This window comes from Pseudomonas sp. Marseille-Q5115 (genome assembly GCF_916618905.1).
Classification (GTDB): domain Bacteria; phylum Pseudomonadota; class Gammaproteobacteria; order Pseudomonadales; family Pseudomonadaceae; genus Aquipseudomonas; species Aquipseudomonas japonica_A.
The window spans coordinates 274410-299928 of record NZ_CAKAKI010000001.1 but is presented as its reverse complement, the minus strand read 5'-3'; the positions used below and the strand labels follow the sequence as shown (position 1 = coordinate 299928).

Here is a 25519-nt window from a genome sequence, read left to right as displayed (position 1 = left end):
GCGCTCGGCTCACGCGCCGGTGCCGCCCACGGTAATTGCATCGATCTTCAGCGTGGGCTGGCCTACGCCCACCGGTACCGACTGCCCGTCCTTGCCACACGTCCCTACCCCACTGTCCAACGCCAGGTCGGTACCTACCATCGACACTCGGCTCATGCATTCCGGGCCGTTGCCGATCAGCGTAGCGCCCTTTACCGGGGCGGTAATCTTGCCATCCTCGATGAGGTAAGCCTCGCTGGTGGAGAACACGAACTTGCCGCTGGTGATGTCCACCTGGCCACCGCCGAGGTTGGCGCAATACAGGCCTTTTTTCACCGACTTGATGATCTCCTCGGGGTCGTGCTCCCCGGCCAGCATGTAAGTGTTGGTCATGCGCGGCATGGGCAGGTGCGCGTAGGACTCACGCCGCCCGTTACCCGTGGCGGCAGCGCCCATCAGCCGGGCATTGAGCTTGTCCTGCATGTAGCCCTTGAGAATGCCTTTCTCGATCAAGGTGGTGCATTGGGTGCGGGTACCCTCGTCATCGACGCTCAGCGAGCCGCGGCGGCCTTGCAGGGTGCCATCATCGACGATGGTGCAGAGGCTGGAGGCCACCTGCTCGCCAACGCGGCCGCTGTAGGCAGAGCTGCCCTTGCGGTTGAAGTCCCCTTCCAGGCCATGGCCCACCGCCTCGTGCAACAGCACACCGGACCACCCGGAGCCGAGCACTACTGGCAAGGTACCCGCCGGTGCCGGCTTGGCGTCCAGGTTGACCAGCGCCTGGCGCAGTGCCTCCCGCGCATAACCCATGGCGCGCTCTTCGTCCACGAAGTATTGATAGCTGGTACGGGCGCCGCCGCCATGGCCGCCACGCTCGCGCCTGCCGTTCTGTTCCACGATCACGCTTACATTGAAGCGCACCAGCGGGCGCACATCGGCCGCCAGGCTACCGTCCATGGCGGCCACGAGAATGCGCTCCCAAACGCCGGCCATGCTGACGGTGACCTGCTGAATGCGCGGGTCGAGGGTACGGGTGTAGGCGTCGATGCGCTTTAGCAGTTCCACTTTCTCTGCGCGGGTCATCACGTCCAGGGGATTGTCCGGTGCGTAAAGCGCTTCGACAGTCGGTGCCTGGAACGCCTGCACACGCCCTTGCTGGCCGGCCCGTGAAATCGACCGCGCCGCCTGGGCAGCGAGGCCCAGCGCCTCGCGGGTGATGGTGTTGCTGTAGGCGAAGCCGGTTTTTTCGCCGGCCTGGGCCCGAACGCCAACGCCCTGGTCGAAATTGAAGCTGCCTTCCTTGACGATGCCGTCTTCGAGGGCCCAGGACTCCGAAATTTGCGCCTGGAAGTACAGGTCTGCGGCGTCAATGCCAGGGCCCGCCAGCTCGCCCAGCACACTGTTGAGGCTGTCGAGGTTCAAATCGCCAGGGGTCAGCAACTGCGCGCTGACCGTGGATAACATCTCGCTCATGTTCACTCCGCGAAAGAGGCAGGCCGCAAGGCGCCCTGCGAGGAAAACCGCCGATGCGCCTGCACCGGCATACGCTCACGGATAGCCGCCTGTTCGGCGCTGTCGCGTGAGCTCAGCAATACCGCTTCGCCCGTGGCCTGCTGGGCTATCATGCGGCCCCAGGGGTCTACTATCGCCGCCTGGCCGTGGGTATGGCGGGGGCCGGGATGTTCGCCCCCTTGGGCAGCGGCCAACACATAACATTGGGTTTCTATGGCCCGCGCGCGGATCAGCACTTCCCAATGGGCCGCACCGGTGACGGCGGTGAAGGCCGAGGGCACGCTGATCAGTTCAGCGCCGGCCTCGCGCAGCTGGGTATACAACTCGGGAAAACGCAGGTCGTAGCACACGCTCAGCCCAAGGCGGCCGACCGGGGTTTGCGCCACGACTACCCTTTGACCATAGGCATAGTCATCAGACTCCCGGTAACGGGCCCGGCTGTCCTGCACGTCCACATCGAACAGGTGGAGCTTGTCGTAACGGGCCACTGTTTCGCCCTGAGCATCAAGCAACAGCGAGCACGCGCAAGGCTTGCCATCAGGTTGCCCGTCGGGCGGCAGCGGGACCGTCCCAGCCACCAGCCACAGGCCAAAATCCCGTGCACAGCGGCGAAGTGCCGGAAGGATCGGCCCTTCGCCCATTGCCTCCGCCCGCGCAATGGCCGCTGCATCACGACGGCCCATGGCAGCGAAATTTTCTGGCAGAACAGCGAGCCGCGCACCCGCGTGGGCCGCCTGCTCCAGCAAATACCTGGCCCGCTCGAGGTTCGCCGCCAGGTCTGTCTGGCTCACCATCTGGATCACCGCCAGCTCCATTGGCTCCTCCAAGCTGTCGTGGAACGCGTTCCCTGCATCCTAACCCACTGGATCACGCCCGGCTAACTATCGGGTCGATCAACGGGATTTGTCGAAGGGCCGGTCGAGGCTCAGCTTCGGGTCCTTGAGCGGCCCTTCAACGCGATATTTGACGCTCATCAGGCGCGATACCCGATCGCCCAGTAGCTTGTCAGCCAGAAACAACGCACCGCCAATGGCGGGAGCGCCGACGATCAGCGCGGCAATTGGCAGGTTGGTGCTCACCGGCAGGGTCACCAGCAGTTGAGCGTCCACCCGGTCCGCGGCCATGTCGAGGGTACCGTCAAGCTCAAGATTGCTCGAAGGGCCCGTCACGGTGATAGGAGTGCGGGTCACGTAAACACCGTCACTGGCGACCAGCTGGCCTTTGACCTTGTCATAGCCGAGCCCCCGGCCCAGCAGGTCGGAAAAGTCCAGCCGCAGCCGGCGGCCGATGGCATTGAAGTTCAGCAGCCCGAACACTCGCAACGCCTGGGCGCCGCCTTCCACTTCCACGAACTGGCCGCGGTTGAGGGTAGCGTCCAGGCTACCTGAATACCGCTTGGGAGCAGCCCAGGCCGGCGAGCCGGGCCAGCGACCATCCACCGCCAGCGCGAAATCATGGCTGGTTACCGAAGGCGCGAAGTGCCAGGCCTTGAGGATATCGGCCAGGTTACCACCGCGTACGTTGCCCTTGAACCAGCTCACCGTGCTGCCGGGGGCGCCTTCCCAGCCACCGTTGCCCTGTAACTGCATCCCCTTCAGGCCCAGGTCCAGATCATTCAGTGCCAGCCCACGCTCGGAAGGTCGCAACTTGAGGGACCAGGCGCCGACCAGGTCGTCACCCTGCCACAGCCGGGCAATCCGCACGTTAACTGGCGGCAGGCCGTGGGGGTCCACGTCCGCCAGCGGGTCGGGCGTATCGGGCGGGTCCTGCGCGGTGGCCTCTTGTACCGCCGGGGCGGGGAGATGGACATCCTGCAGGTCGATATCCAGCGGCACGGCCGAGCGGTCAGGCAGCGTTGCCTTACCCGTCAGCTGAGGGCTGTCCACCCGCACCATCCAGTTGCCCGGCCCGCGATCGAGACGCACCCTGGCGTTTTCAAGCGATTGCCCGAATGCGCTGAGGTGCGCAATGGTTACGTCCGCGCTGCTCAAAGGCGCAGGGGTTGAAGAACCGTTGGCCGACGCTTGCTCCGCCGCCTTGGCTTGGGGCAGGTACCGATCCTTCACCGCTTGCCAGGCCTTCAGGTCCAGCGAATCCATTACGCCGCGCACCCGCATACCTGTCGCATCGGGCAGGCTTGCCGTGCCCTCGCCTAACAGCAACTCGCCACGGCCAGCGCCTGGCGGGCTGGAGAATTGGCCGTTGGCAGGCTGATACACAACGCTTGCAAGCCCCGCGTAGGCCACGCGCATCAGCCGGTCGTTACCCTTCAGGCCCAGCTCGAAGCGCGTCGGGCGGCTGTCCCCCGCTGCCTTGCCATAGGGTGCCGGAAGGTCCACGGTAGCACCCGTGAGATCCGAGTCGATACCCAGCCGGCTTTCTGGCCCCAGGTCCAGCTGCAGGCGGTAAGGAAACTCACCGCTGGCGGGCAGTGGCTGCTGGTTGCCAAGCCAGCGGCTAAGGGTGGCCACGTCCATGCGGCCATTTACATTCACTCGGGTCAACGGCGGGTCGTTAGCGCCCACCGCTTCCAGGCTTCCCGTGAACGCCCTGCCCAGGGCCTGCCCGGCCACGCCCTGGGCAGACAACCCCTTGTCGAGGTCGAACCGGAAGGCGCCTTTAAGGTCGCTGAGTTCCAGGGCGGGCTCAGCGATTTTCAGGCGGGCGGCGGACGTATTGAAATCCACAACCACCTTGGGCGCCTGGCCATGGGCGAGCGGGATATCCAGGTTCACCGCGCCGCGAAGCGGACCTTCGCCCTGCCAGCCCGCGAACAGCTCACCCGTGCCGATGGGCGCGGTCTGTAGTATCTTTACGCCGTCGCTCAGCGGCCCATCAAAATCGCCCTGTACCGTGAGGTGAGGTACTTGCCCTTCCGGCGCATGGGGGACCCTCACCTGAACATTGCTTAAAGCCGTATCCAGCAACTGCCCTCGGCTGGCTTCGATGCGCACATCCCCGTCCTGGATGTAGACGTTGCCGTCCACGCCGCTTACCGATGGCCAGCCCGGCTGGAACGCAAGCGTCGCATCGTGCACCTTGAAGAACAGGCTCAGGCTGCGGGCATGATCGGGCGCAGCATGGGCCAGCGAGCCCTGATACTGGAAATAGCCCTCGTCCACAGCGCCCTTTTGCACCGCAGCGCGCAGCCAATCAGCTACCTGAGGGCTTAGAACCTCCGGCAGGTATTTGGGCGTGTAGCGCCCGTCACCCTCGTGCAGCCCCACCCGCAGGTCCATGTAGGGTTCCAGTCCTTCACCGAACGGCAAGCGGATCATGAAATCCGCCGCGATCTTGCCTTCCTCGCCCAGCACCTGGATTACCGGTGCCACCAGGCTGAAGCCCTCGCTGTTCAGCCGCCAGCCCAGCCGGGCGTGGGCTTCCTTGTAGTGCCACGGCTGTTTGAAGATTGGCCACAGGTGCAACATGAAATCCTGGGTGGCCAGCCGCAACTCGCCCTGCCCGAGGTCGCCGGAGATGCTGCCGCTGACGTTCGCCGCGCCCGGCGCGTTGTGGTAGGGCTCAAAGGCGACCTGGTCCAGGTTGGCCGCGAACGCCAGGCGGCGATCACCGGTTTCCTGGGGCCTTATCGTAAGGGCGAGGTTGCGCAGGGCGCCGCGGGGCTTGAGGCTGTCCACTGCGAGCGCGGCTTTCTCCGGCCAGGGCGCATAGGCATCCAGCAAAGGCTGCAAGGGCCCCAGGTCTACCCGGTCAGCCTGTACCTGCCATTCATTGCCGGCTTGCACCGCCTTCAGGCGAGTATCCCAGCGCTGGCCGCTCACGCTCATGGAGAGCGGCTGGGCAATAGCGGTATAGCCGTTGTCGTTACGCTGGAGCCAAGCGCTCAACGCCACATCCTCTACCGCAGTGAGCGCCCGGCCATCAACGGCGCCCTCGATCCTCGGAGCATTGAGCCGCAGCACGGCGCTGCTCACATGCTGATCGGCCCAGTCCAGCCATACCTCACCGCCGGCGCGCAGCGTTTGAAAGCGCCATTGTCCGGCAATGCCTGCAGGCAACCACTTCGCCCAATCACTTTGAGGCAGGCTCAGCCACGCCTGGCCAGAGGCGCCCTGCCAATGATCCTGCGGCACCCGCGCGCGCAACTGAGCCGCCACGGGCTTGCCGTCCGGCAGGCTGAACCGCAGGTCGAGGCGCTGTTCCCCCAGTATCGAACGCAAGCTCGCACTGAGGTAGGTAAAGGCGAGAGGGTCGTGCTGCCATGGCCGAACGGTCAGCTGGCTATCGAGCACATTCAGCTCACCAAGCTGGCGCAGGCTCGCGAGGGCGCGGCCTGGATCGAAGGGCGTGTCATCCTGATGCTTCGGTAGCCCTTGTAGCGCCCAGCGGCCGTCTTCGCCCTGCTCCAGGGTAAGCTGCAAGCCTTCCACTTGCAGGGTATCGACCTGCGGGCGCAGGCTCACCAGGCTGCGCCATAGCGATGGCACCACGCGCACCCGTTCCAGATGCAGGGCGCCCGGCCCGCTGCCTACCGACACATCGCCGGCCACCAGCACCGGCGCCAAGCCGCTCCAGGCCCCCTCCAACCGCCCGATGCCTACGGGCATACCCAGCGCCTGGCTGGCCTTGGTCACGAGTTCGGGGCGATAGTCCCCTATCAGGGGCAACAGCTGCCGCCCGAGGCTTACATAAAGTGCCAGCAGGATCAGGCACAGTGCGCAGGCGCCGAGGCTCCAGCGAACGAGCGCGCCAGCCACTTGAGTCAAACGCGCCATGGGGAGGGCCTTGTACGGTTACGCAAATGACTCAGAGCAGCACCACATCGTATTGTTCCTGGGAGTACATGCTCTCGACCTGGAAACGAATGGTACGGCCGATAAAGGTTTCGAGTTCGGCCACATTGCCCGATTCTTCGTCCAGCAGGCGGTCCACAACCTTCTGGTTGGCGAGCACACGATAGCCTTCAGCCTGGTAAGCCCGGGCTTCGCGCAGAATTTCCCGGAAAATCTCGTAACAGACGGTCTCGGGGGTTTTCAGCTTGCCCCGCCCCAGGCAGCACGCACACGGTTCGCACAGTACTTGCTCGAGGCTTTCCCGGGTGCGTTTGCGCGTCATTTGCACCAGCCCCAGCTCGGTGATGCCGATGATGTTGGTTTTGGCATGGTCGCGCTCGAGCTGCTTTTCCAGCGTACGCAGCACCTGGCGCTGGTGGTCCTCGTCTTCCATGTCGATGAAGTCGATGATGATGATGCCGCCGATATTGCGCAGGCGCAGTTGCCGCGCGATGGCGGTGGCGGCCTCGAGGTTGGTCTTGAAGATGGTTTCTTCGAGGTTGCGATGGCCCACGAACGCGCCGGTGTTCACGTCGATGGTGGTCATGGCTTCGGCTGGGTCCACCACCAGGTAACCGCCAGACTTGAGCGGCACCTTGCGCTCCAGCGCCCGCTGGATTTCGTCTTCCACGGCATAGAGGTCGAAGATCGGCCGCTCACCGGGGTAATGCTCCAGCCGGTCGGCGATTTCCGGCATGAGCTCGCCCACGAACTGGGTGGTTTTCTGGAAGGTTTCCCGCGAGTCGATACGGATCTTTTCAATCTTGGGGTTTACCAGGTCTCGCAACGTGCGCAAGGCCAGGCCCAGGTCTTCATAAATAACCGAGGGCGCACCGGCGGTCTTGATCTGCGTGGCAATCTGGTCCCAAAGCCGGCGAAGGTAGCGGATGTCCATGAGGATTTCTTCCGCCCTTGCGCCTTCGGCGGCGGTGCGCAGGATGAACCCTCCGCTTTCCTGGATGCCTTCTTTCTCCACGCAATCGGTGACAATCTGCTTGAGGCGCTCGCGCTCGGCTTCTTCTTCGATCTTCAGCGAAATGCCCACATGGCTGGTGCGTGGCATGTACACCAGGTAACGCGAGGGAATGGACAGCTGTGTGGTAAGCCTGGCGCCTTTCGAACCGATGGGGTCTTTGGTGACCTGCACCACCAGGCTCTGCCCTTCATGCACCAGGGCGCTGATGGTTTCCACGGCCGAGCCTTCGCGCAGCGAGATTTCCGAGGCGTGAATGAAGGCGGCGCGCTCCAGGCCAATGTCGATGAACGCTGCCTGCATACCCGGCAGCACTCGAACCACCTTGCCCTTGTAGATATTCCCGACGATGCCGCGGCGCTGGGTGCGCTCCACGTGCACTTCCTGCAATACACCGTTTTCCACCACTGCCACCCGGGATTCCATCGGCGTGATGTTGATGAGGATCTCTTCGCTCATGACAGGCTCTCGTCAGGATGGTTGCCCCATGATGCCCGGACTGGCGGCGCGGCGCGACGCCAGCGTACGCTCACCGGGAAGTGCTCGGTTGCCAGCAGGCAATCCCGAAGCGTGCAAGCAGCGCCGCGGTTTCACACAGCGGCAGGCCTACCACCGCTGAATAACTGCCCTCTATCGCCTCCACAAATACCGCGCCCAGGCCCTGGATGGCATAGCCCCCGGCCTTGTCCGCGGGCTCGCCACTGGCCCAGTATGCGTGGATTTCCTGCGGGGTAATGTGTCGAAAGCGTACCCGAGTGCTCACGCAGCACACTTCGCTGCGCGACTCGCTGTGCAGCGCCACGGCGGTGAACACTTCGTGCACGCTTGCGCTCAGGGCCGTGAGCATGCGGGCTGCATCTTGCTCGCCCTGCGGCTTGCCAAGGATCTGCCCGTCGAGGATTACCGCAGTGTCGGCACCCAGCACCACGGCCTCGGCACTCGCATGGCCAAGCCCGGCGGCAGCCTTGGCCAGAGCCAGGCGCTGCACGTAGGCTTCGGGCGCTTCGTGGGGCAAGGGTGTTTCGTCGATATCTGCGGACACCTGCGTAAACGGCACGCCGATCTGCTGCAGCAGTTCACGCCGCCGGGGCGAGCCGGAGGCCAGTAACAGCGTACTCATCGGGACAGCTCCTTGTCATTGTGCGCTTCAGTTGATATTGAAGCGCCGGCGCAAGCCCCGCAGGCCATAGCTCACCCACGGCCACAGCAACGCGCTGACCACCGCCGGCAGCACCAGCGCCAGGGTAGGCTGGCGATTGCCGGTGAGTGCGCTCAGCCATAGCTGCACCAGCTGCATCACGCCAAGCACCACGAAGATCACCAGGCTTTGCTGCCACATGGGGAACATGCGCATGCGTTGCTGCAGAGACAGCACCAGGAAGGTAGTCAGGCTGAGGATAAGCGCGTTCTGGCCCAGCAGCGTGCCGTAGAGCACGTCTTCGGCCAGGCCCAGTACCCAGGCCGTGGTCATGCCGACCCTGGCCGGGGTATTGAGGCACCAGAAGGCCAACAGCAGTGACAGCCAGAGCGGGCGCAACACTTCCATGAACTGCGGCAGCGGCGACACACTGAGCAGCAAGCCGATCAGGAAGGTCACCCAGATGATCCAGCCATGGTTGCGCCGGGTATTGACCATCAGTGGGCTCCTTGAGGCGCAGCCGGCACGGCCGGTGTGGCAGGTGTTGCCGGCGCGGTGCGAGCGGGATGGCTGGCCGGCGGGGCAGGCCGTGCCGGGGCCGTGGCGGCGGGGCGAGTGGCCGCCGGGGCTGCGGGGTGGCCACCTGACGCGGCCGGGTGCTGCTCATGGCTATTCGTGGTAGCCGGAGCCGCAGGGGTGGCAGGCACGGCAGGCACCGTCGCAGGTGTTACGGCAGGGCTGTTAGCAGGCACGGTAGCCGGCCCCGCGCCGTCTTCTGCCTGGGCGGCATCGGCGGCGCGCTGCTCGGGCGTGCGGCTGTCAGAGAACACCAACAGCACGTAACGGCTGCGGTTCAGCGCGGCCGTGGGCACGGCGCGGACAATGGCGAAGGGCTGGCCGGAGTCGTGAATCACTTCCTTCACGGTGGCCACCGGGTAGCCGGCCGGGAAACGCTGGCCCAGGCCGGAGCTCACCAGCAGGTCGCCTTCCTTGATGTCCGCGGTATCGGCCACATGACGCAGCTCAAGCCGCTCCGGGTTGCCGGTGCCGCTCGCGATGGCCCTCAAGCCATTGCGGTTGACCTGTACCGGAATGCTATGGGTGCTGTCGGTGAGCAGCAGAACCCGTGAGGTGTACGGCATCAGCTCTACCACCTGGCCCATCAGCCCGCGCGCATCGAGCACCGGCTGGCCCAGGGACACGCCATCGCGCTCACCCTTGTTGATCAGGATACGGTGGGTGAAGGGGTTAGGGTCCATGCCGATCAGCTCGGCCACTTCCACCTTTTCGTTCACCAGCGTGGAAGAGTTGAGCAGCTCACGCAGCCGGACGTTCTGCTCGGTCAGGGCCGCCAACTTCTGCAGGCGCCCCTGCAGCAGCAAGGCTTCGGTCTTGAGCTTTTCGTTTTCTGCGATCAGTTCGGTACGGCTGCCGAACTGGCTCGCCACGCCCTGCCACAGGCGCTGGGGCAGGTCGGTGATCCAGTATGACTGCATCAGCACCAGCGACATCTGGCTGCGCACTGGCTTGAGCAGTGTAAAGCGGGCGTCGACCACCATCAGGGCGACCGATAGCACGGTCAGCACCAGCAGGCGCACACCCAGTGAGGGGGCCTTGGCGAACAGCGGTTTAATGAGCTGTTCCTCCTGGGCAAGAGGACGAAAGGTCTGTCATGGATCGGCGCCGCGGAAAAAACGGAGGAACACACAAACGCCCGGCTGTTACCGCAACCCGGCAAAGGGCTACTGTAAACCACCGGGCGCTACCCTGGCTCATTCGCTGGAGAGCAGGTCCATGGTGTGCTTGTCCATCATTTCCAGCGCCCGGCCACCGCCACGGGCCACGCAGGTGAGCGGGTCCTCGGCGACGATGACCGGCAGGCCGGTTTCCTGGGCCAGCAGCTTGTCCAGGTCACGCAACAGTGCGCCGCCACCGGTCAGCACCAGGCCACGCTCGGCGATGTCGGAAGCCAGCTCCGGTGGCGACTGCTCAAGGGCGCTTTTGACTGCCTGAACGATGGTCGCCAGCGATTCCTGCAAGGCTTCGAGCACTTCGCTGGAGTTGAGCGTGAACGCACGCGGCACGCCCTCGGCCAGGTTGCGGCCGCGCACGTCGACTTCACGTACTTCGCCGCCCGGGTAGGCCGTGCCGATTTCCTGCTTGATGCGCTCGGCGGTGGATTCGCCAATCAGGCTGCCGTAGTTGCGGCGCACGTAGGTCACGATGGCTTCGTCGAAGCGGTCACCGCCCACCCGCACGGATTCGGCATACACCACACCGTTGAGGGAGATCAGGGCGATTTCGGTGGTACCGCCACCGATATCGACAACCATCGAGCCGCGGGCTTCCTCGACCGGCAAGCCGGCGCCGATCGCGGCCGCCATGGGCTCCTCGATCAGAAAGACTTCGCGGGCACCGGCACCAAGGGCCGATTCACGAATGGCACGGCGCTCCACCTGGGTGGATTTGCACGGAACGCAGATCAGCACTCGCGGGCTGGGCTGCAGGAAGCTGTTTTCGTGCACCTTATTGATGAAGTACTGAAGCATTTTTTCGCAGACGCTGAAGTCAGCGATCACGCCGTCCTTCATCGGACGAATGGCTGCAATATTACCCGGGGTACGGCCGAGCATGCGCTTGGCTTCGGTGCCGACGGCCACAACGCTCTTCTGGTTGCCGTGCGTACGGATGGCAACCACCGAGGGCTCATTCAGGACGATACCGCGCTCACGCACGTAGATAAGGGTGTTGGCCGTTCCCAGGTCGATGGACAGATCGCTGGAAAACATGCCACGCAGTTTCTTGAACATGGAGAAGTGACCCTGGCAACGCGTGGGTAAAAAAGTGCGGCAAACTCTAACAACGGCGGGGATTTTGGGCAAGGCGCCAATATGTTAAATTGGCTGTTTTTCCGGGCACACGGCCCCACGATCGCGGCTCTGTGACCGCATTTTCGCGGCTGTGTTCCCCGCCGGGCGGACCGTTTCCGCCTGTCTTTCCCCTGGAGATCTCCCATGGCGCTCGAACGCTCCGACGTGGAAAAGATCGCCCACCTGGCCCGCCTCGGGCTGCGCGAGGCCGATCTTCCCAGCACCCTTGACGCTCTGAACAGCATTCTGAGCCTGGCAGACCAGATGCAGAACGTGGACACGCAAAACATCGCGCCCCTGGCCCACCCGCTGGAAGCCAGCCAGCGCCTGCGTCCCGACCAGGTTACCGAACACAACCAGCGCGAGGCCTATCAGGCTGTCGCACCGGCCGTCGACAGCGGCCTGTATCTGGTACCCAAAGTCATCGAGTAAGGGATAACCGCCTGCCATGCATCAACTTACCCTGGCCGAGATCGCCCGCGGCCTCGCCGCCAAGCAATTCTCCTCCGAAGAGCTGACCCGCGCCCTCCTCGCCCGCATACAGGCCCTGGACCCGCGCCTGAACGCGTTCATCACCGTGACCGAGGCCCTGGCCCTGGAGCAGGCCCGCGCCGCCGATGCCCGCCGCGCCGCCGGTGAAAACAGCCCGTTGCTGGGTGCGCCCATCGCTCACAAGGATCTTTTCTGCACCCGCGGCATCCGTACCAGCTGCGGCTCGCGCATGCTCGACAACTTCGAGGCACCCTACGACGCCACCGTCGTAGCGAAACTTGCCGCTGCCGGCACCGTCACCCTTGGCAAGACCAACATGGACGAATTCGCCATGGGTTCGGCCAACGAGAACAGCCACTACGGCCCTGTGAAAAACCCCTGGCAGCTGGACCACGTATCAGGCGGCTCCTCGGGTGGCTCGGCGGCCGCCGTGGCGGCGCGCCTGCTACCGGCCACTACCGGCACCGACACCGGCGGCTCGATTCGCCAGCCGGCGGCCTTCACCAACCTCACCGGGCTGAAGCCGACCTATGGCCGCATCTCGCGCTGGGGCATGATCGCCTACGCGTCCAGCCTGGATCAGGCCGGCCCGCTGGCGCGCACCGCCGAAGACTGCGCTCTGCTGCTGCAAGGCATGGCCGGTTTCGATCCGAAGGATTCCACCAGCATCGACGAAGCGGTGCCTGATTACAGCGCCACGCTCAACGATTCCCTCGAAGGCCTGCGCATCGGCGTACCGAAGGAGTATTTCGGCGCCGGCCTGACCCTCGCATTGGCGAGCGGGTGCAGGCCAGCATTCGCGAGCTGGAGAAGCTGGGCGCGGTGATCAAGGAAATCAGCCTGCCGAACATGCAGCATGCCATCCCGGCGTATTACGTGATCGCGCCCGCTGAAGCCTCGTCCAACCTGTCCCGCTTCGACGGCGTGCGCTTCGGCTACCGCTGCGAGAACCCGGTGGACCTCACCGACTTGTACAAGCGCTCGCGCGGTGAGGGCTTCGGCCCTGAAGTGCAGCGTCGCATCATGGTGGGCACCTACGCGCTCTCCGCCGGTTATTACGACGCCTACTACCTGAAGGCCCAACGTATCCGCCGGCTGATCAAGAACGACTTCATGGCCGCCTTCCAGGAGGTGGACGTGATCCTCGGGCCTACCACGCCCAACCCGGCCTGGAAGCTGGGCGCCAAGGGCAACGACCCGGTAGCCGCCTACCTCGAGGACGTTTACACCATCACCGCCAACCTGGCCGGCCTTCCGGGGCTGTCGATGCCGGTGGGCTTCGCCGATGGCCTGCCCGTGGGCACGCAACTGCTGGCGCCGTACTTCCAGGAAGGGCGGCTGCTCAACATCGCGCATCGCTACCAGCAGGTAACCGACTGGCATCTCCAGTCGCCAGAAGGGTTCTGAGGAGCAATACCATGCAATGGGAAGTCGTGATCGGGCTGGAGATTCACACCCAGCTCGCGACCCAATCGAAGATTTTCTCCGGCAGTGCCACCACGTTCGGCTCTGAACCGAACACCCAGGCCAGCCTGGTGGACCTCGGCATGCCTGGCGTGTTGCCGGTGCTGAACCAGGAAGCGGTACGCATGGCGGTGATGTTCGGCCTGGCCATCGACGCTGAAATCGGCCAGCAGAACGTGTTCGCCCGCAAGAACTACTTCTACCCGGACCTGCCCAAGGGCTACCAGATCAGCCAGATGGATTACCCTATCGTTGGCAAGGGCCACCTGGACATCACGCTCGAGGACGGCACCGTCAAGCGCATTGGCGTGACGCGCGCGCACCTTGAAGAAGACGCCGGCAAAAGCCTGCACGAGGATTTCCAGGGCTTTTCAGGCATCGACCTGAACCGCGCCGGCACCCCGCTGCTGGAGATCGTGTCCGAGCCAGACATGCGCAGCGCCAAGGAAGCCGTGGCCTATGTGAAGGCCATGCACGCGCTGGTGCGCTACCTGGGCATCTGTGACGGCAACATGGCCGAGGGCTCGCTGCGCTGCGACTGCAACGTGTCGATCCGCCCCAAGGGCCAGGCCGAGTTCGGCACCCGCTGCGAGATCAAGAACGTCAACTCGTTCCGGTTCATCGAACGGGCGATCAACAGCGAAATCCAGCGGCAGATCGAGCTGATCGAAGACGGCGGCAAGGTTATCCAGGAAACCCGCCTGTACGACCCCAACAAGGACGAAACCCGCTCCATGCGCAGCAAGGAAGAAGCGAACGACTACCGCTACTTCCCCGACCCGGACCTGCTGCCCGTGGTGATCGAGGATGCATTCGTGGCCAGCGTGCGCGCTTCGCTGCCCGAGCTGCCGCCGCAGAAGCGCGAGCGCTTCCAGAGCCAGTACGGCCTTTCCGCCTATGACGCCGCGGTGCTGGCTTCCAGCCGCGAGCAAGCGGACTACTTCGAGCAGGTGGCGGCCCTGTGCGGCGATGCCAAGCTGGCTGCGAACTGGGTGATGGTCGAGCTGGGCAGCCTGCTCAACAAGCAGGGCCTGGACATCGAGCAGTCCCCGGTGAGCGCCGAGCTGCTGGGTGGCATGCTGCAGCGCATCCGCGACAACACCATTTCCGGCAAGATCGCCAAGGTAGTGTTCGAAGCCATGGCCAATGGCGAAGGCACAGCCGATGCGATCATTGAAGCCCGGGGCCTGAAACAGGTGACCGACAGCGGTGCCATCGAAAAAGTACTGGACGACGTGCTGGCCGCCAACGCCGAGCAGGTCGAGCAGTACCGCGCCGCCGATGAAGCCAAGCGTGGAAAGATGTTCGGCTTCTTCGTAGGCCAGGCGATGAAAGCGTCGAAGGGCAAGGCGAACCCGCAACAGGTGAACGAACTGCTCAAGCGTAAGCTCGAAGGCTGAGATTTCAGCCGCCTGGCTGCCTCATCGGCTGCCAGGCCACCTTCGCCACAAGGATCAACCATGCGGTGCCTGTTGTTGTTGCCTGCTTTAAGCCTGTTGTTACTAGCCGGTTGCGCCGGCCAGCGTAATGCGCTGGAACCCGGCCAGGCGGAGGAAGGCATGGCGTCGTATTACGGTGCGCGGCATCACGGCCTGCGCACCGCCAGCGGGGAACGGTTCGACCAGAACAGCCTGACCGCCGCCCATCGTACCCTGCCCTTCGGCAGCGAGGTGCGCGTTACCAACCTGGCCAATGACCGCGCCGTGATCGTGCGCGTCAATGATCGGGGCCCACGCGCGCGCAGCCGGATCATCGACCTGTCCCGTGGCGCAGCCCAACGGCTGGGCATGACCGGCGACGGCATCGCCCGCGTCCGTATCGAACGCCTGGACTGACGGAGGCCGGTATCGCCGAGCTCGCTTCACTGCCACCCTTGAGCCTGCTTCAGTTCGCCGCCGGCGTGCTGATGCTGCTGCTGGGCGCCGAACTGATGGTGCGTAATGCCCTGCGCCTGGCACTACGCGCGCGGGTTCGCCCGCTGGTCGTAGGGCTGCTGCTGATGGCGCTGGGGAGCAGTGCGCCGCAATTGGCGATCAGCCTGGGCGCCGTGGATGCGGGAGCCCCTGACGTGGCCATCGGTAGCTTGATCGGGGGCACGCTGTTCAACTTGTTGGTGACGCTGGGCCTGTGTGCGCTGGTGGTGCCGCTACGGGTGTCACTCCCGGTCGTGAAGCTGGACGTGCCCATGGTGGTGATGGCCGCAGCGCTGTTGTATGCGCTGGCCTGGGACCAACACCTCGCTGTGTGGGAAGCCGCGCTGCTGCTTGTTTGCGGGGCGGCGTACCTGGCTGTCGCAGGCTGGCAGTTTCGCCATGCCGGCCGGCCTGTTCCCAGCGCTCCAATCCGGCAAAGGTCCGTTTTGGCTACCCTTGCCCGGCTGGCTGCCGGCATTACCTTGCTGACCGTTGGCGGCCAGTGGCTGCTGACCGCAGCGGTAACGTTCGCCAACGAACTGGGTTTGTCGGAGCGGGTTATCGGGCTCACCGTGGTGGCAGTCTGCGCCTCGCTGCCCCAGCTACTGATGGCGCTGTTTGCCGTTTGGCGGGGGGAGCGGGAGCTGGCTGTGGGCAGCGTTATCGGCGGCAGCGTTTACACCCTCACCGGCGTAGTTGCTATGACCGTGCTCGCCAGCCCCGGCGGCCTGTCCATTTCCCCCAACGGGTTGTCGTATGAGCTACCGGCGCTGCTGGGCGCTGCCGTGCTGGCGTGGCCCTTGTTCCGCCTGGGCTACAGGATCACCCGGCTGCAAGGCCTATTATTGCTGGCCCTGTACGGCGTGTTCGCCCTGCACTTGATCGGCTTCAGTACAGGCATGCCTATTGCGATACGGCTGGAGCGGCTGGCGCTGCACTATGCCCTGCCGACTCTGGTAGTTCTGGCGCTGCTGGCGGCGTGGCGCCACCGGCGGCGCGTTTAGATCCACCCACCCCAATGCAACAGGAATATCCCGGCATTGGTGGTCACGATCGCGGCGATGGTGGTGACCACCACGATGGTGGCGGCCAAACGATAGTTGCCATTGGCGGCACGGGCCATCACATAGCTGACTGACGCCGTGGGCGCGCCGAAATAGAGAAACAGGATGCCCAGGTCTGCGCCTCGGAACCCGCACAGCCAGGCGCCGGCTGTGGCGACCAATGGCAGTGCAACCATCTTCACCAGGCTGGCGCTGATAGCCATCCGGCTGCCGGCGCGCAGGGCAGACAGCGACAGCGTCCCGCCAATGCAGATCAACGCCAGCGGCAACGTCATGTGCGCCAGGTACTGGGCGGACTGGTCGAGCCAGCCCGGCAGCGGAATACGCCAGGCGGCAAACGGGACTGCGGCCAGCACACCGAGGATAAGCGGGTTGCGGATAACCCCCAAAGCCAGGCTGAGCGGATCGGATTTCATCGTTGGGCTGTAATAGGCCAGCACCACGGAAGAAAGGCTGTTGTAGAGCACGATCAGCACGGCAGCCAGGATCGAGCCCACCGCGATCCCGTAGTCGCCGTACATGCTGGCAGCCAGCGCCAGGCCAATGATCCCGTTATTGCCCCGAAAGGCGCCTTGTACGTAAATCCCGCGGTCTTCCACCGGGCAATGCCAGCGCGCCCATAGCCAGATCAGCGCGAAGCTTACAACGGTGGCGACCGCGAAATAAGCCATTACCCCCAACTGCAGGGCTTCATTGAGGTTGGCGTGGATGATTCCCAGAAACAGCAGGCAGGGCATGGTCACGTTGAACACCAGTTCGGACGCGACCTTGATAAAACCGTCGTCGATCCAGTGAACGCGCTTGAGCAGCAAGCCCATGAACAGCATGGCGAACACCGGTGCGGTGATGTTCAGGGTTTCGAGGAAAATGCCGAGCATGCGGGGGGCAGTCCGTTATCGGTTGTCTGTACTGCATCATAATTCACCGAAACGAAAAAGCGCGCCGCAAGGGCGCGCTTTTCAGGCGTACAAAGCCGGTGTTACTGCGGCCCGAGCTTGTCCATCAGCGCGGCGAGCATTTCGTACTCTTCGCCGGTGAGGTCGGTGAGCGGGGTGCGCACCGGGCCTGCATCGTAGCCCGCGATCTTCGCGCCGGCCTTGACGATGCTCACGGCATAGCCAGCCTTGCGGTTGCGGATGTCCAGGTAAGGCAGGAAGAAGTCATCGATCATCTTGCCAACGGCTACATGGTCGTCCGCGGCAATGGCGTGGTAGAAGTCCATGGCCAGCTTGGGCACGAAGTTGAACACGGCCGAGGAGTAAACCGGCACGCCCAGGGCTTTGTAGGCTGCTGCGTAAACTTCAGCGGTAGGCAGGCCACCCAGGTAGCTGAAACGGTCGCCCAGACGGCGGCGGATGCTGACCATCAGTTCGATGTCGCCCAGGCCATCCTTGTAACCGATCAGGTTAGGGCAGCGCTCGGCGAGTTGTTCCAGCTGCGGCGCGTTGAGGCGGCAAACGTTGCGGTTGTAGACGATCACACCGATGTTGACCGATTTGCACACGGCTTCAACGTGGGCGGCAACGCCGTCCTGGGAGGCTTCGGTCAGGTAGTGCGGCAGCAGCAGCAGGCCCTTGGCACCCAGGCGCTCGGCTTCTTGTGCGTATTCGATCGCCTGGCGGGTGGCACCGCCTACGCCAGCGAGGATTGGCACGCTGGTAGCGCAGGTATCAACGGCGGTCTTGATGACCTCGGAGTACTCGCTGGCAGCCAGGGAGAAGAATTCACCGGTGCCGCCGGCAGCGAACAGTGCGCTGGCGCCGTACGGGGCGAGCCATTCCAGGCGCTTGATGTAGCCAGCGCGATTGAAATCGCCCTTGGCATCGAAGTCGGTAACCGGGAAAGACAGCAGGCCGGCGGAAAGGATGGACTTGAGTTCTTGTGGAGTCATTGTTGTGAACACCCTGGTGCGCTGTAGGACGAAAACCGGCGAGTGCCGATGTTGTAAGTCATCGTACAACCAGATCCAGAACACGACAAGGGGGGCGAGCGAAAGATTCCGGATTTCATGTCGCAAAAGGATCAGCGGGGCCTGCGCATATTCGCAGGCCCTTGCCGTTACACTGGGTTGGCAGCCGCTTCTTCGTGGGCTTGGCGCAGGCGTTCGCGGCTGTTGGTGAGGTGCAAGCGCATGGCGGCGCGGGCCGCGTCGGCGTCCTGGCGGGCAATAGCGTCGAAAATTTCTTCGTGCTCGCGGCTCAGCCGGTTCATGTAATGCTGCTGGTCGTCATGGGCCAGACGGGCAGAGTTAAGCCGTGTACGCGGAATGATGCTGGTGCCCAAGTGGGTCATGATGTCGGTGAAGTACCGGTTCCCCGTGGCAAGCGCGATGCGCAGGTGGAACTGGAAATCCGAGGCGACGGCGTCAGTGGCGTGAGCCGCGCTTTCATTGAGCGCATCGAGCGCTTCACGCATGGCCAGCAGTTGCTCGTCGCTGCGCCGGTGGGCCGCCAGGCCTGCCGATTCCACTTCCAGGCTGATACGCAGCTCCAGCACCGCCAGCACGTCACGCAAGGTGACGATGGTGGCGGGGTCGATGCGGAACCCGCTCGGGCTGGGGGTATCGAGCACGAAGGTGCCGATACCATGACGGGTTTCGACCTGACCGGCGGCCTGCAAGCGGGAAATGGCTTCACGCACCACGGTGCGGCTCACCCCCTGCTCTTCCATGATGGCGGACTCGGTAGGAAGCTTGTCGCCACGCTTGAGTTCGCCGTTACGGATGCGCTCGCTCAGGATAGCGACCAGCTCCTGAGCAAGGCTGCGGGGTTTCTTGCGGGCGCGTGGTGGGGCGCTCTGATTGTCCATAGATAAAGCCGGTCTCGGGGTTGATCACGCCCCATCATAGCGCAAAGGTGCTTGTACGATCACCTTAGACTGCGCTAGGCACGCCCTCCCCTTGCGGCTGCAAATGGCCGCCCTCGATACGCAACAACCGGGGGTGGAAGCGGCGCAGGCTGCTGCGATGGCCCACGCTGATAATGCTCAAGCCCGGCAACCGATCGATAAGGCTTTGGTAGAGCACCGCTTCGTCTTCCTCATCCATGGCCGAGGTGGCCTCATCCAGGAACAGCCACTGGGGTTTGTAAAGCAGGGCACGGGCGAAGGACAGGCGCTGTTGCTCGCCGGGCGAAAGCAGGCGCTGCCAGTGGTTACTCTCGTCGAGGCGGCTTTCAAGGTGCGGTAGCCGGCAGCTTTGCAGGGCTTCGCGGTAACGGTCATCTGTATAAGTGTCGCCGGGCAACGGGTAGCTCAGCGCCTCACGCAGGGTGCCGATGGGCAGGTAAGGTTTTTGTGGCAGGAACAGTGAACGCTCCACTGGCATGCGAACCTCCCCACCACCTCGGGGCCACAGCCCACCCAGTGCGCGCAGCAAGGTACTTTTACCACTGCCCGAACGGCCGCTGAGCATTACCCGCTCCGTAGGGGCGACATCCAGGTTGGCGCCGCTCAGGAGGGTGCGGCCGTCGGCCAGCCCCAGCGCCAGGCCGGCGATATGCAGCATATGGCCCTGCTCGCGAACGTCGATAGCCTCAGGCCTTGCTTCGTTTTCATCCATGGCCTGGCGGAAACTGAGCAAACGGTCGCAAGTGGCGCGCCATTCGGCCAGGGAAGCATAGGCGTCGACGAACCAGCTGAGGTTTTCTTGCACATTGCCGAAGGCCGAGTTGATCTGCATCAGCTCACCCAGCTGGATTTTCCCAGCGAAATAACGCGGCGCTGCCACCACGAACGGGAAAATGATCGCGATCTGGCTGTAGCCAGCGGTGAAGAACGTGAGGCGCTTTTGCACCTTCATCAGCGACCAGAAGTTACCCCATACCCGCCCGAAGCGATCCACCAACCGCGCCTGCTCGTTCACCTCGCCGTTATACAGAGCAATGCTCTCAGCGTTCTCCCGTACCCGCACAAGCGAGAAACGCAGGTCCGCCTCATAGCGTTGCTGGCGGTTGTTCAGCGGGATCAAGTTACGCCCGATCAGGTGCGTCAGCCAGCTACCGACCACGGCATAGACCAGCGCAGCCCAGAACATATAGCCCGGCACGGTAATGCCAAACACTTCAATGCTGCCGGACACCCCCCACAGGATGATCGAGAAAGACACCAGGCTCACGACCGTGCGAATCAATCCCAGCCCCAGTGACAGCGTGGAACTGGTGAAATTATTGATGTCCTCGCTGATGCGCTGGTCCGGGTTGTCAGTGTAGGCACCAGCTTCCAGATGATAGTAATTCTTGTGCCCCAGCCAGCGAGCAAAGTGTTGGTGGGTCAGCCACCGGCGCCAGCGGATGGTCAGCATCTGGGTAAGGTAGAGGCGATAGACCGCCCCAAGGATCGCTATCGCGGCGATGCCTGCGAAATACAGAATCAGGTGGCTGAACGCGGCGGTGTCTTTTTCCTGAAGTGCGTTGTAGAAGTCCCGGTACCAGTTGTTCAACAGCACCGAGATTGCCACGCTGAACAACGACAGCCCGATCACTGCAATCAGCAGCAGCCAGGCCTTGCCTTTTTCTTCACTGCGCCAGTACGGCGTGACCATTCCCCAGACGCGCCGGAAAAAGTGCCCGCGTACAGCGTCGTTCACTGCAGAGTATTCAGCGTTATCCGTCATAATTCGCTCAAGGCTTCCAGACGCCCGCCTGGCATGGCGGGCAGAGAACAAAAGGTCGGCGGCTCGAGGTAAGGGCTAGCGCCTTACAGGCCGCTTCTGCAGCTTGCGTTGCAAGGTCCGCCGGTGCATCCCCAGCGCTCGCGCGGTGGCCGAGATGTTGCCTTCGTGTTCGGCCAGCACCCGCTGGATATGCTCCCACTGCAGCCGGTCCACCGACATAGGGTTGTCCGGCACCAGGCTGTCCAGATCCGCATGCTCGGACAGCAGCGCTGCAAGTACGTCATCGGCGTCGGCGGGCTTGCAAAGATAGTTACAAGCCCCGCGCTTGATGGCTTCCACGGCGGTGGCGATGCTGGAATAGCCGGTGAGGATCACCACGCGCATTTCCGGGTCCAGCTCGAGCATTTTCGGCAACAGCACCAGCCCCGAGTCACCTTCCATCTTCAAGTCCAGCACGGCGTAGTCAGGCAGGTCCTGCTGGGCGAGTGCCAAGCCTTCCTCGGCCGAACCGGCGGTGCTCACCCGAAAGCCGCGTCGGCTCATGGCGCGGGCCATCACGCGGGTGAAGGTCGCGTCATCGTCTACCAGCAGCAAGTGCGGCAGTTCTTCGCCTTCGGGTACCTGGGTTTCGTCAGTCATCTGTATCTCCTCGGGCGTCGCGGGGCAGGCGCAGCTCGGTGAGCGTGCCGCCATCCTCGTGACTATAGAGTCTTACCGAGCCACCAGCGCGGGTAACGCTGGCCTTGCTCAGGAACAGGCCCAGGCCGAAGCCCTTGCCCTTTGTAGTAAAGAAAGGTTTACCGATTTGCTCGGCAATGGCCAGAGGCACACCCGGCCCGTGGTCGCGAATCCTGATGAAGATGTTTTCATCGTCCCAGTCCAGGTGTACTTCCAGGTCATTGGGGCACGCGTCTGCGGCGTTGTTCAGCAGGTTGAGCAGGGCTTGGGTGAGGTCGGCCGGTGGTGCCAGCCGCGGCGGCACCCCCTGCGCCAGCCGCTGCAAACGGTAGCTGGCCTCCGGGCGCATGAGGTGCCAACGGTTGAGCGCTTCGTCGAGCCAGGCTGTGACGTCCAGCTCGATCACATCCTGACGCCGGTTCGCTTCGGCGGCGCGCACCAGCTGCTGCAGTGTCTGCTTGCAAAGCTGTACCTGATCCTGCAGCACCTGCAGGTCCTCCTGCAGGGTTGGGTCGGCGTGGTCCTGGCGCATTTCCTTGATCAACACGCTCATGGTGGCCAAGGGCGTACCCAGTTCATGCGCGGCACCGGCAGCCTGGGTGGCCACGGCCAGCAACTGCTGATCGCGCAGGCCTTCTTCGCGGCGTTGCGCGCGCCACTCATGCTGGCGGCGCAACTCCTCGGCCATGCGCGCGGCGAAGAACGTGATTACCGCAGCCGCCAGGGCAAAACTGAGCCACATGCCGTAGATCTGCATGTTTTCCCGTGCGACGGGGAAGGTTTCGAGCGGGTAGAAGCGCACCAGCAACAGGGTGTAGCTGGCGAGCGCCAGGCCAGACAGCATCAGCGAATAACGCCATGGCAAGGTCACCGCGGCAATGGTCAACGGCACCAGATAGTACGAAACGAACGGGTTGGTACTGCCGCCCGAGTAGTACAGCAAGGCGCTGTGAATCAGCAGGTCGCAGGCCAGCTGCACCGCGTATTCCACTTCGGTCACCGGCAGGCTGGTGCGCAGGCGCAGCGCCGTGAGGGCACACAAGATGGCCGAGAAGCACAGGGTAACGCTCAATTGCCACCAAGGGAGCGGCAGCAAATGGGTAAGGTAGGCGAAGCCCACGGAACCGGCCTGGGCAGCCAGTACGAGAATACGCACAAAGGTCAGCCGCCAGAGGTTCTGGCGGCTGGCGGATAACGGCGGGGCAGCGAGCATGGTTCTCCAGCGTGCATTCAGAACAGTGGCCGCAGTATAACGAGCTTCCCCTACCCTCGGCAGCGCTGCGTCAAACCACCACAGCCAGGTATCGCCGGAACCGCCTTTGATGATCTCAGTCCCAAAGACACACCGAACAAGGAATTACCCATGACCCCACGCCTTCGCCATTCTGCCCTCGCCCTTTGCATGGCGCTGCTCTCTGCGCCCGCGCTTGCCGATGAGCCCCGCTACAACCAGGTAACACTGCACGCCGAGGCCTCCCGCGAAGTGGCTCGGGACCTGATGAGCGTGACCCTCTACAGCGAAGCCCAGGACACCGACCCCGCCCGGCTTGCCGAAACCGTGACCAAAAGCCTGAACGAGGCGCTTGCCAAGGCTCGCCAGGCCAAGGGTGTGAACGTTCGCCAGGGCAGCCGCAACAGCAGCCCGGTGTATGACGACAAGGGCCAGAACATCGTAGCGTGGCGCGAGCGGGCGGAACTGCGCCTGGAAAGCCAGGATTTCGCGGCGCTTGCGGGCCTTACCGGCGAGTTGCAGCAAAGCCTCAAGCTGGGCGGGATGGATTTCAGCATTGCCACCGCGACCCGGCAGCAGAGCGAAAACGCACTCATAAAGGATGCGATCGAGGCCTTCAAGGCCAGGGCGGAAATCGCCCGCCAGGCCATGGGCGCGCAGGGCTACAAGATCGTGAACCTGAGCCTGAACAGCAGCGGCGTGCCGCAGCCTTATATCCGCCCCGCAATGATGATGAAGGCGGCCAGGGCTGAAGCGGTAGCACCTGACGTGGAGGCAGGTACCACCGAGGTAACGATGAGCGCCGACGGCACCATCGAATTGCAGCTTCAGTAGCACCTTGGCCGTGAAAGGCCGCGCACCAATTGTGTGCGCGGCGGCGAAAACCTGCCCGAGCTAATGGCGAAACGGCGGTGAAAATGACCAACCAACTGGTTAATTCATCTCAAATTTATATCCATGCGACATTAGAGTACGTTCGTACCGCATTTTCAGACCTGTCTTACCCTTTGGCATTGCATTCGGTATGGCCCCTGCATAAGTATCCGCAGGAAGGCTCACAAGGCCGTCCTCTTTTCGAAAAAAAGACAACAATGAGGCCCCCATGCTCAAACACGCAGTCATTCCGTTCCTGGTTGGCGCAGGCTTGCTCGCCGTTACTCCGCTGAGCCAAGCTGCTTCGAACCTGGTGTTTTGCTCGGAAGGGAGCCCGGCAGGCTTCGACCCAGGCCAATACACCACCGGCACGGACTTCGACGCCTCCGCCGAAACCATGTTCAACCGCCTCACGCAGTTCCAGCGTGGCGGTACCCAGGTCGAGCCAGGGCTGGCCACCAGCTGGGACGTTTCGCCGGACAACCTGACTTACACCTTCCACCTGCGCCAAGGCGTGAAGTTCCACACCACCGACTACTTCAAGCCCACCCGTGATTTCAACGCGGACGACGTGCTGTTCACCTTCAACCGCATGCTCGACAAAGACATGCCGTTCCGCAAGGCGTACCCCACCGAGTTCCCGTACTTCACCGACATGGGCATGGACGCGAACATCACCAAGGTAGAGAAGCTGGACGACGCTACCGTTCGCTTCACTCTCAAGGATGTGGACGCCGCGTTCATCCAGAACCTGGCCATGAGCTTCGCTTCGATCCAATCCGCCGAGTACGCCGACAAGCTGCTCAAGGAAGGCAAGCCAGAGAACATCAACCAGCAGCCGATCGGCACCGGCCCATTCGTGTTCAGCCGCTACCAGAAAGACGCCCAGATCCGCTACAAGGGCAACAAGGACTACTGGAAGCCTGAAGACGTGAAGGTCGACAACCTGATCTTCGCCATCACCACCGACGCTTCCGTGCGCATGCAGAAGCTGAAGAAAAACGAGTGCCAGATCACCGCTTACCCACGCCCGGCTGACATCAAGCCGCTGGAAGCGGACAAGAACCTGCAGATGCCGAACCAGGCTGGCTTCAACCTGGGCTACATCTCGTACAACGTGACCCACAAGCCGCTGGATAACATCAAGGTTCGCCAGGCGCTGGACATGGCCGTCAACAAGCAGGCCATCCTCACTGCGGTGTACCAGGGCGCTGGCCAGCTGGCCGTGAACGCCATGCCGCCAACCCAGTGGTCCTACGACACCACTATCAAGGATGCCGGCTACAACCCGGAAAAAGCCAAAGAGCTGCTCAAGGAAGCCGGCGTTGCCGAAGGCACCGAGATCCAGCTGTGGGCCATGCCGGTACAGCGCCCCTACAACCCTAACGCCAAGCTGATGGCCGAACTGCTTCAGCAGGATTGGGCCAAGGTGGGCATCAAGGCCAAGATCGTCAGCTACGAGTGGGGCGAATACATCAAGCGCGCCAAGAACGGTGAAACCGACGCCATGCTGATCGGCTGGAGCGGTGACAACGGTGACCCCGACAACTGGCTGGGCACCCTGTTCAGCTGCGACGCGGTGAACGGCAACAACTTCGGCAAGTTCTGCAACCCGGACTACGAAAAACTGATCAAGGCAGCCAAGGCTACCCCGGATCAGAGCAAACGCACCGAGCTGTACAAGCAGGCGCAACAACTGCTCAAGCAGCAAGTGCCGATGACCCCCATCGCGCACTCCACGGTGTACCAGCCGATGCGTGCCAGCGTGCAGGATTTCAAGATCAGCCCGTTCGGCCTCAACTCCTTCTATGGGGTTGGCATCAAGAACTGACCCCAAGTAAGCCTATATCGCTCGATCACCGTGGCCAGGACGGCCACGGTGCGAGAGATGGCTGCGTCGCTGTTTGACGCAGCAGGCCGAACATTC

The 25519-nt window shown here is 63.4% G+C and carries 20 protein-coding genes and 1 pseudogene; 7 read left to right on the top strand and 14 right to left on the bottom strand.

Annotation, left to right across the window (positions count from 1 at the left end; translation table 11 throughout):
* Positions 1-9 precede the first annotated feature (9 nt).
* The 8 genes from tldD to mreB form a co-directional block, all read right to left on the bottom strand.
* Positions 10-1452: a metalloprotease TldD gene (gene tldD / locus LG385_RS01380; RefSeq protein WP_225771862.1), complete on the bottom strand. Its 1443-nt coding sequence runs from the start codon at positions 1450-1452 to the stop codon at positions 10-12.
* 2 nt (positions 1453-1454) lie between these two features.
* Positions 1455-2306 carry a carbon-nitrogen hydrolase family protein gene (locus LG385_RS01375; protein WP_225771860.1) on the bottom strand — a complete coding sequence of 284 codons (852 nt, stop codon included), beginning with the start codon at positions 2304-2306 and terminating at the stop codon, positions 1455-1457.
* Positions 2307-2384: 78 nt separating this feature from the next.
* Positions 2385-6227: a YhdP family protein gene (locus LG385_RS01370; protein ID WP_225771858.1), complete on the bottom strand. Its 3843-nt coding sequence runs from the start codon at positions 6225-6227 to the stop codon at positions 2385-2387.
* A gap of 31 nt (positions 6228-6258) precedes the next feature.
* Positions 6259-7716 (bottom strand): ribonuclease G, encoded by a 1458-nt coding sequence (gene rng, locus LG385_RS01365; RefSeq protein WP_181115481.1) that lies wholly within the window; start codon positions 7714-7716, stop codon positions 6259-6261.
* A 70-nt stretch (positions 7717-7786) separates the two neighbouring features.
* Complete coding sequence (locus LG385_RS01360; protein ID WP_225771856.1) at positions 7787-8377, bottom strand: Maf family protein; 591 nt, start codon at positions 8375-8377, stop codon at positions 7787-7789.
* 27 nt (positions 8378-8404) lie between these two features.
* Complete coding sequence (gene mreD / locus LG385_RS01355) at positions 8405-8893, bottom strand: rod shape-determining protein MreD (protein WP_181115486.1); 489 nt, start codon at positions 8891-8893, stop codon at positions 8405-8407.
* Positions 8893-9993: a rod shape-determining protein MreC gene (gene mreC, locus LG385_RS01350; RefSeq protein ID WP_413247299.1), complete on the bottom strand. Its 1101-nt coding sequence runs from the start codon at positions 9991-9993 to the stop codon at positions 8893-8895. The genes mreD and mreC overlap by 1 nt, the downstream gene beginning before the upstream one ends.
* A 174-nt stretch (positions 9994-10167) precedes the next feature.
* Complete coding sequence (gene mreB, locus LG385_RS01345) at positions 10168-11205, bottom strand: rod shape-determining protein MreB (RefSeq protein ID WP_168083969.1); 1038 nt, start codon at positions 11203-11205, stop codon at positions 10168-10170.
* Positions 11206-11409: 204 nt separating this feature from the next.
* Between mreB and gatC the strand changes: the two genes are divergently transcribed.
* The 5 genes and pseudogenes from gatC to LG385_RS01320 all read left to right on the top strand — a co-directional run bounded on the left by gatC (position 11410) and on the right by LG385_RS01320 (position 16138).
* Complete coding sequence (gene gatC, locus LG385_RS01340) at positions 11410-11697, top strand: Asp-tRNA(Asn)/Glu-tRNA(Gln) amidotransferase subunit GatC (protein WP_181115488.1); 288 nt, start codon at positions 11410-11412, stop codon at positions 11695-11697.
* A 16-nt stretch (positions 11698-11713) separates the two neighbouring features.
* Positions 11714-13164 (top strand): annotated as a pseudogene (gene gatA, locus LG385_RS01335) (Asp-tRNA(Asn)/Glu-tRNA(Gln) amidotransferase subunit GatA).
* An 11-nt stretch (positions 13165-13175) separates the two neighbouring features.
* A complete protein-coding gene (gene gatB, locus LG385_RS01330; RefSeq protein ID WP_263974668.1) occupies positions 13176-14621 on the top strand; it encodes an Asp-tRNA(Asn)/Glu-tRNA(Gln) amidotransferase subunit GatB in 1446 nt (481 codons plus the stop codon).
* A gap of 60 nt (positions 14622-14681) precedes the next feature.
* A complete protein-coding gene (locus tag LG385_RS01325) occupies positions 14682-15056 on the top strand; it encodes a septal ring lytic transglycosylase RlpA family protein (RefSeq protein ID WP_225771854.1) in 375 nt (124 codons plus the stop codon).
* A 38-nt stretch (positions 15057-15094) separates the two neighbouring features.
* Complete coding sequence (locus tag LG385_RS01320) at positions 15095-16138, top strand: sodium:calcium antiporter (RefSeq protein WP_225771852.1); 1044 nt, start codon at positions 15095-15097, stop codon at positions 16136-16138.
* On the opposite strand, the gene LG385_RS01315 is transcribed toward LG385_RS01320, so the two are convergent.
* From LG385_RS01315 to LG385_RS01290, 6 genes are all read right to left on the bottom strand, one after another.
* Positions 16135-17076 carry an AEC family transporter gene (locus tag LG385_RS01315; RefSeq protein ID WP_225771850.1) on the bottom strand — a complete coding sequence of 314 codons (942 nt, stop codon included), beginning with the start codon at positions 17074-17076 and terminating at the stop codon, positions 16135-16137. The genes LG385_RS01320 and LG385_RS01315 overlap by 4 nt on opposite strands.
* A 101-nt stretch (positions 17077-17177) precedes the next feature.
* Positions 17178-18089 carry a 5-dehydro-4-deoxyglucarate dehydratase gene (kdgD, locus tag LG385_RS01310; protein ID WP_225771848.1) on the bottom strand — a complete coding sequence of 304 codons (912 nt, stop codon included), beginning with the start codon at positions 18087-18089 and terminating at the stop codon, positions 17178-17180.
* Between the two features lie 167 nt (positions 18090-18256).
* Entirely contained in the window at positions 18257-19006 is a 750-nt protein-coding gene (locus tag LG385_RS01305; RefSeq protein ID WP_225771845.1) for a FadR/GntR family transcriptional regulator, read from the bottom strand.
* 64 nt (positions 19007-19070) lie between these two features.
* Positions 19071-20810 carry an ABC transporter ATP-binding protein/permease gene (locus LG385_RS01300; RefSeq protein WP_225771843.1) on the bottom strand — a complete coding sequence of 580 codons (1740 nt, stop codon included), beginning with the start codon at positions 20808-20810 and terminating at the stop codon, positions 19071-19073.
* A gap of 75 nt (positions 20811-20885) precedes the next feature.
* Complete coding sequence (locus LG385_RS01295; RefSeq protein WP_225771841.1) at positions 20886-21449, bottom strand: response regulator transcription factor; 564 nt, start codon at positions 21447-21449, stop codon at positions 20886-20888.
* Positions 21442-22701: an ATP-binding protein gene (locus tag LG385_RS01290; protein ID WP_225771839.1), complete on the bottom strand. Its 1260-nt coding sequence runs from the start codon at positions 22699-22701 to the stop codon at positions 21442-21444. Before LG385_RS01290 ends, LG385_RS01295 begins: the two co-directional genes overlap by 8 nt.
* Before the next feature lie 150 nt (positions 22702-22851).
* Here LG385_RS01290 and LG385_RS01285 point away from each other — a divergent pair, with 150 nt between their 5' ends.
* Positions 22852-23553 carry an SIMPL domain-containing protein gene (locus LG385_RS01285; RefSeq protein ID WP_225771837.1) on the top strand — a complete coding sequence of 234 codons (702 nt, stop codon included), beginning with the start codon at positions 22852-22854 and terminating at the stop codon, positions 23551-23553.
* Positions 23554-23821: 268 nt separating this feature from the next.
* On the top strand, positions 23822-25423 hold the full coding sequence (locus tag LG385_RS01280) for an ABC transporter substrate-binding protein (protein WP_225771835.1): 1602 nt from the start codon (positions 23822-23824) through the stop codon (positions 25421-25423).
* The last annotated feature ends 96 nt before the right edge of the window (positions 25424-25519 follow it).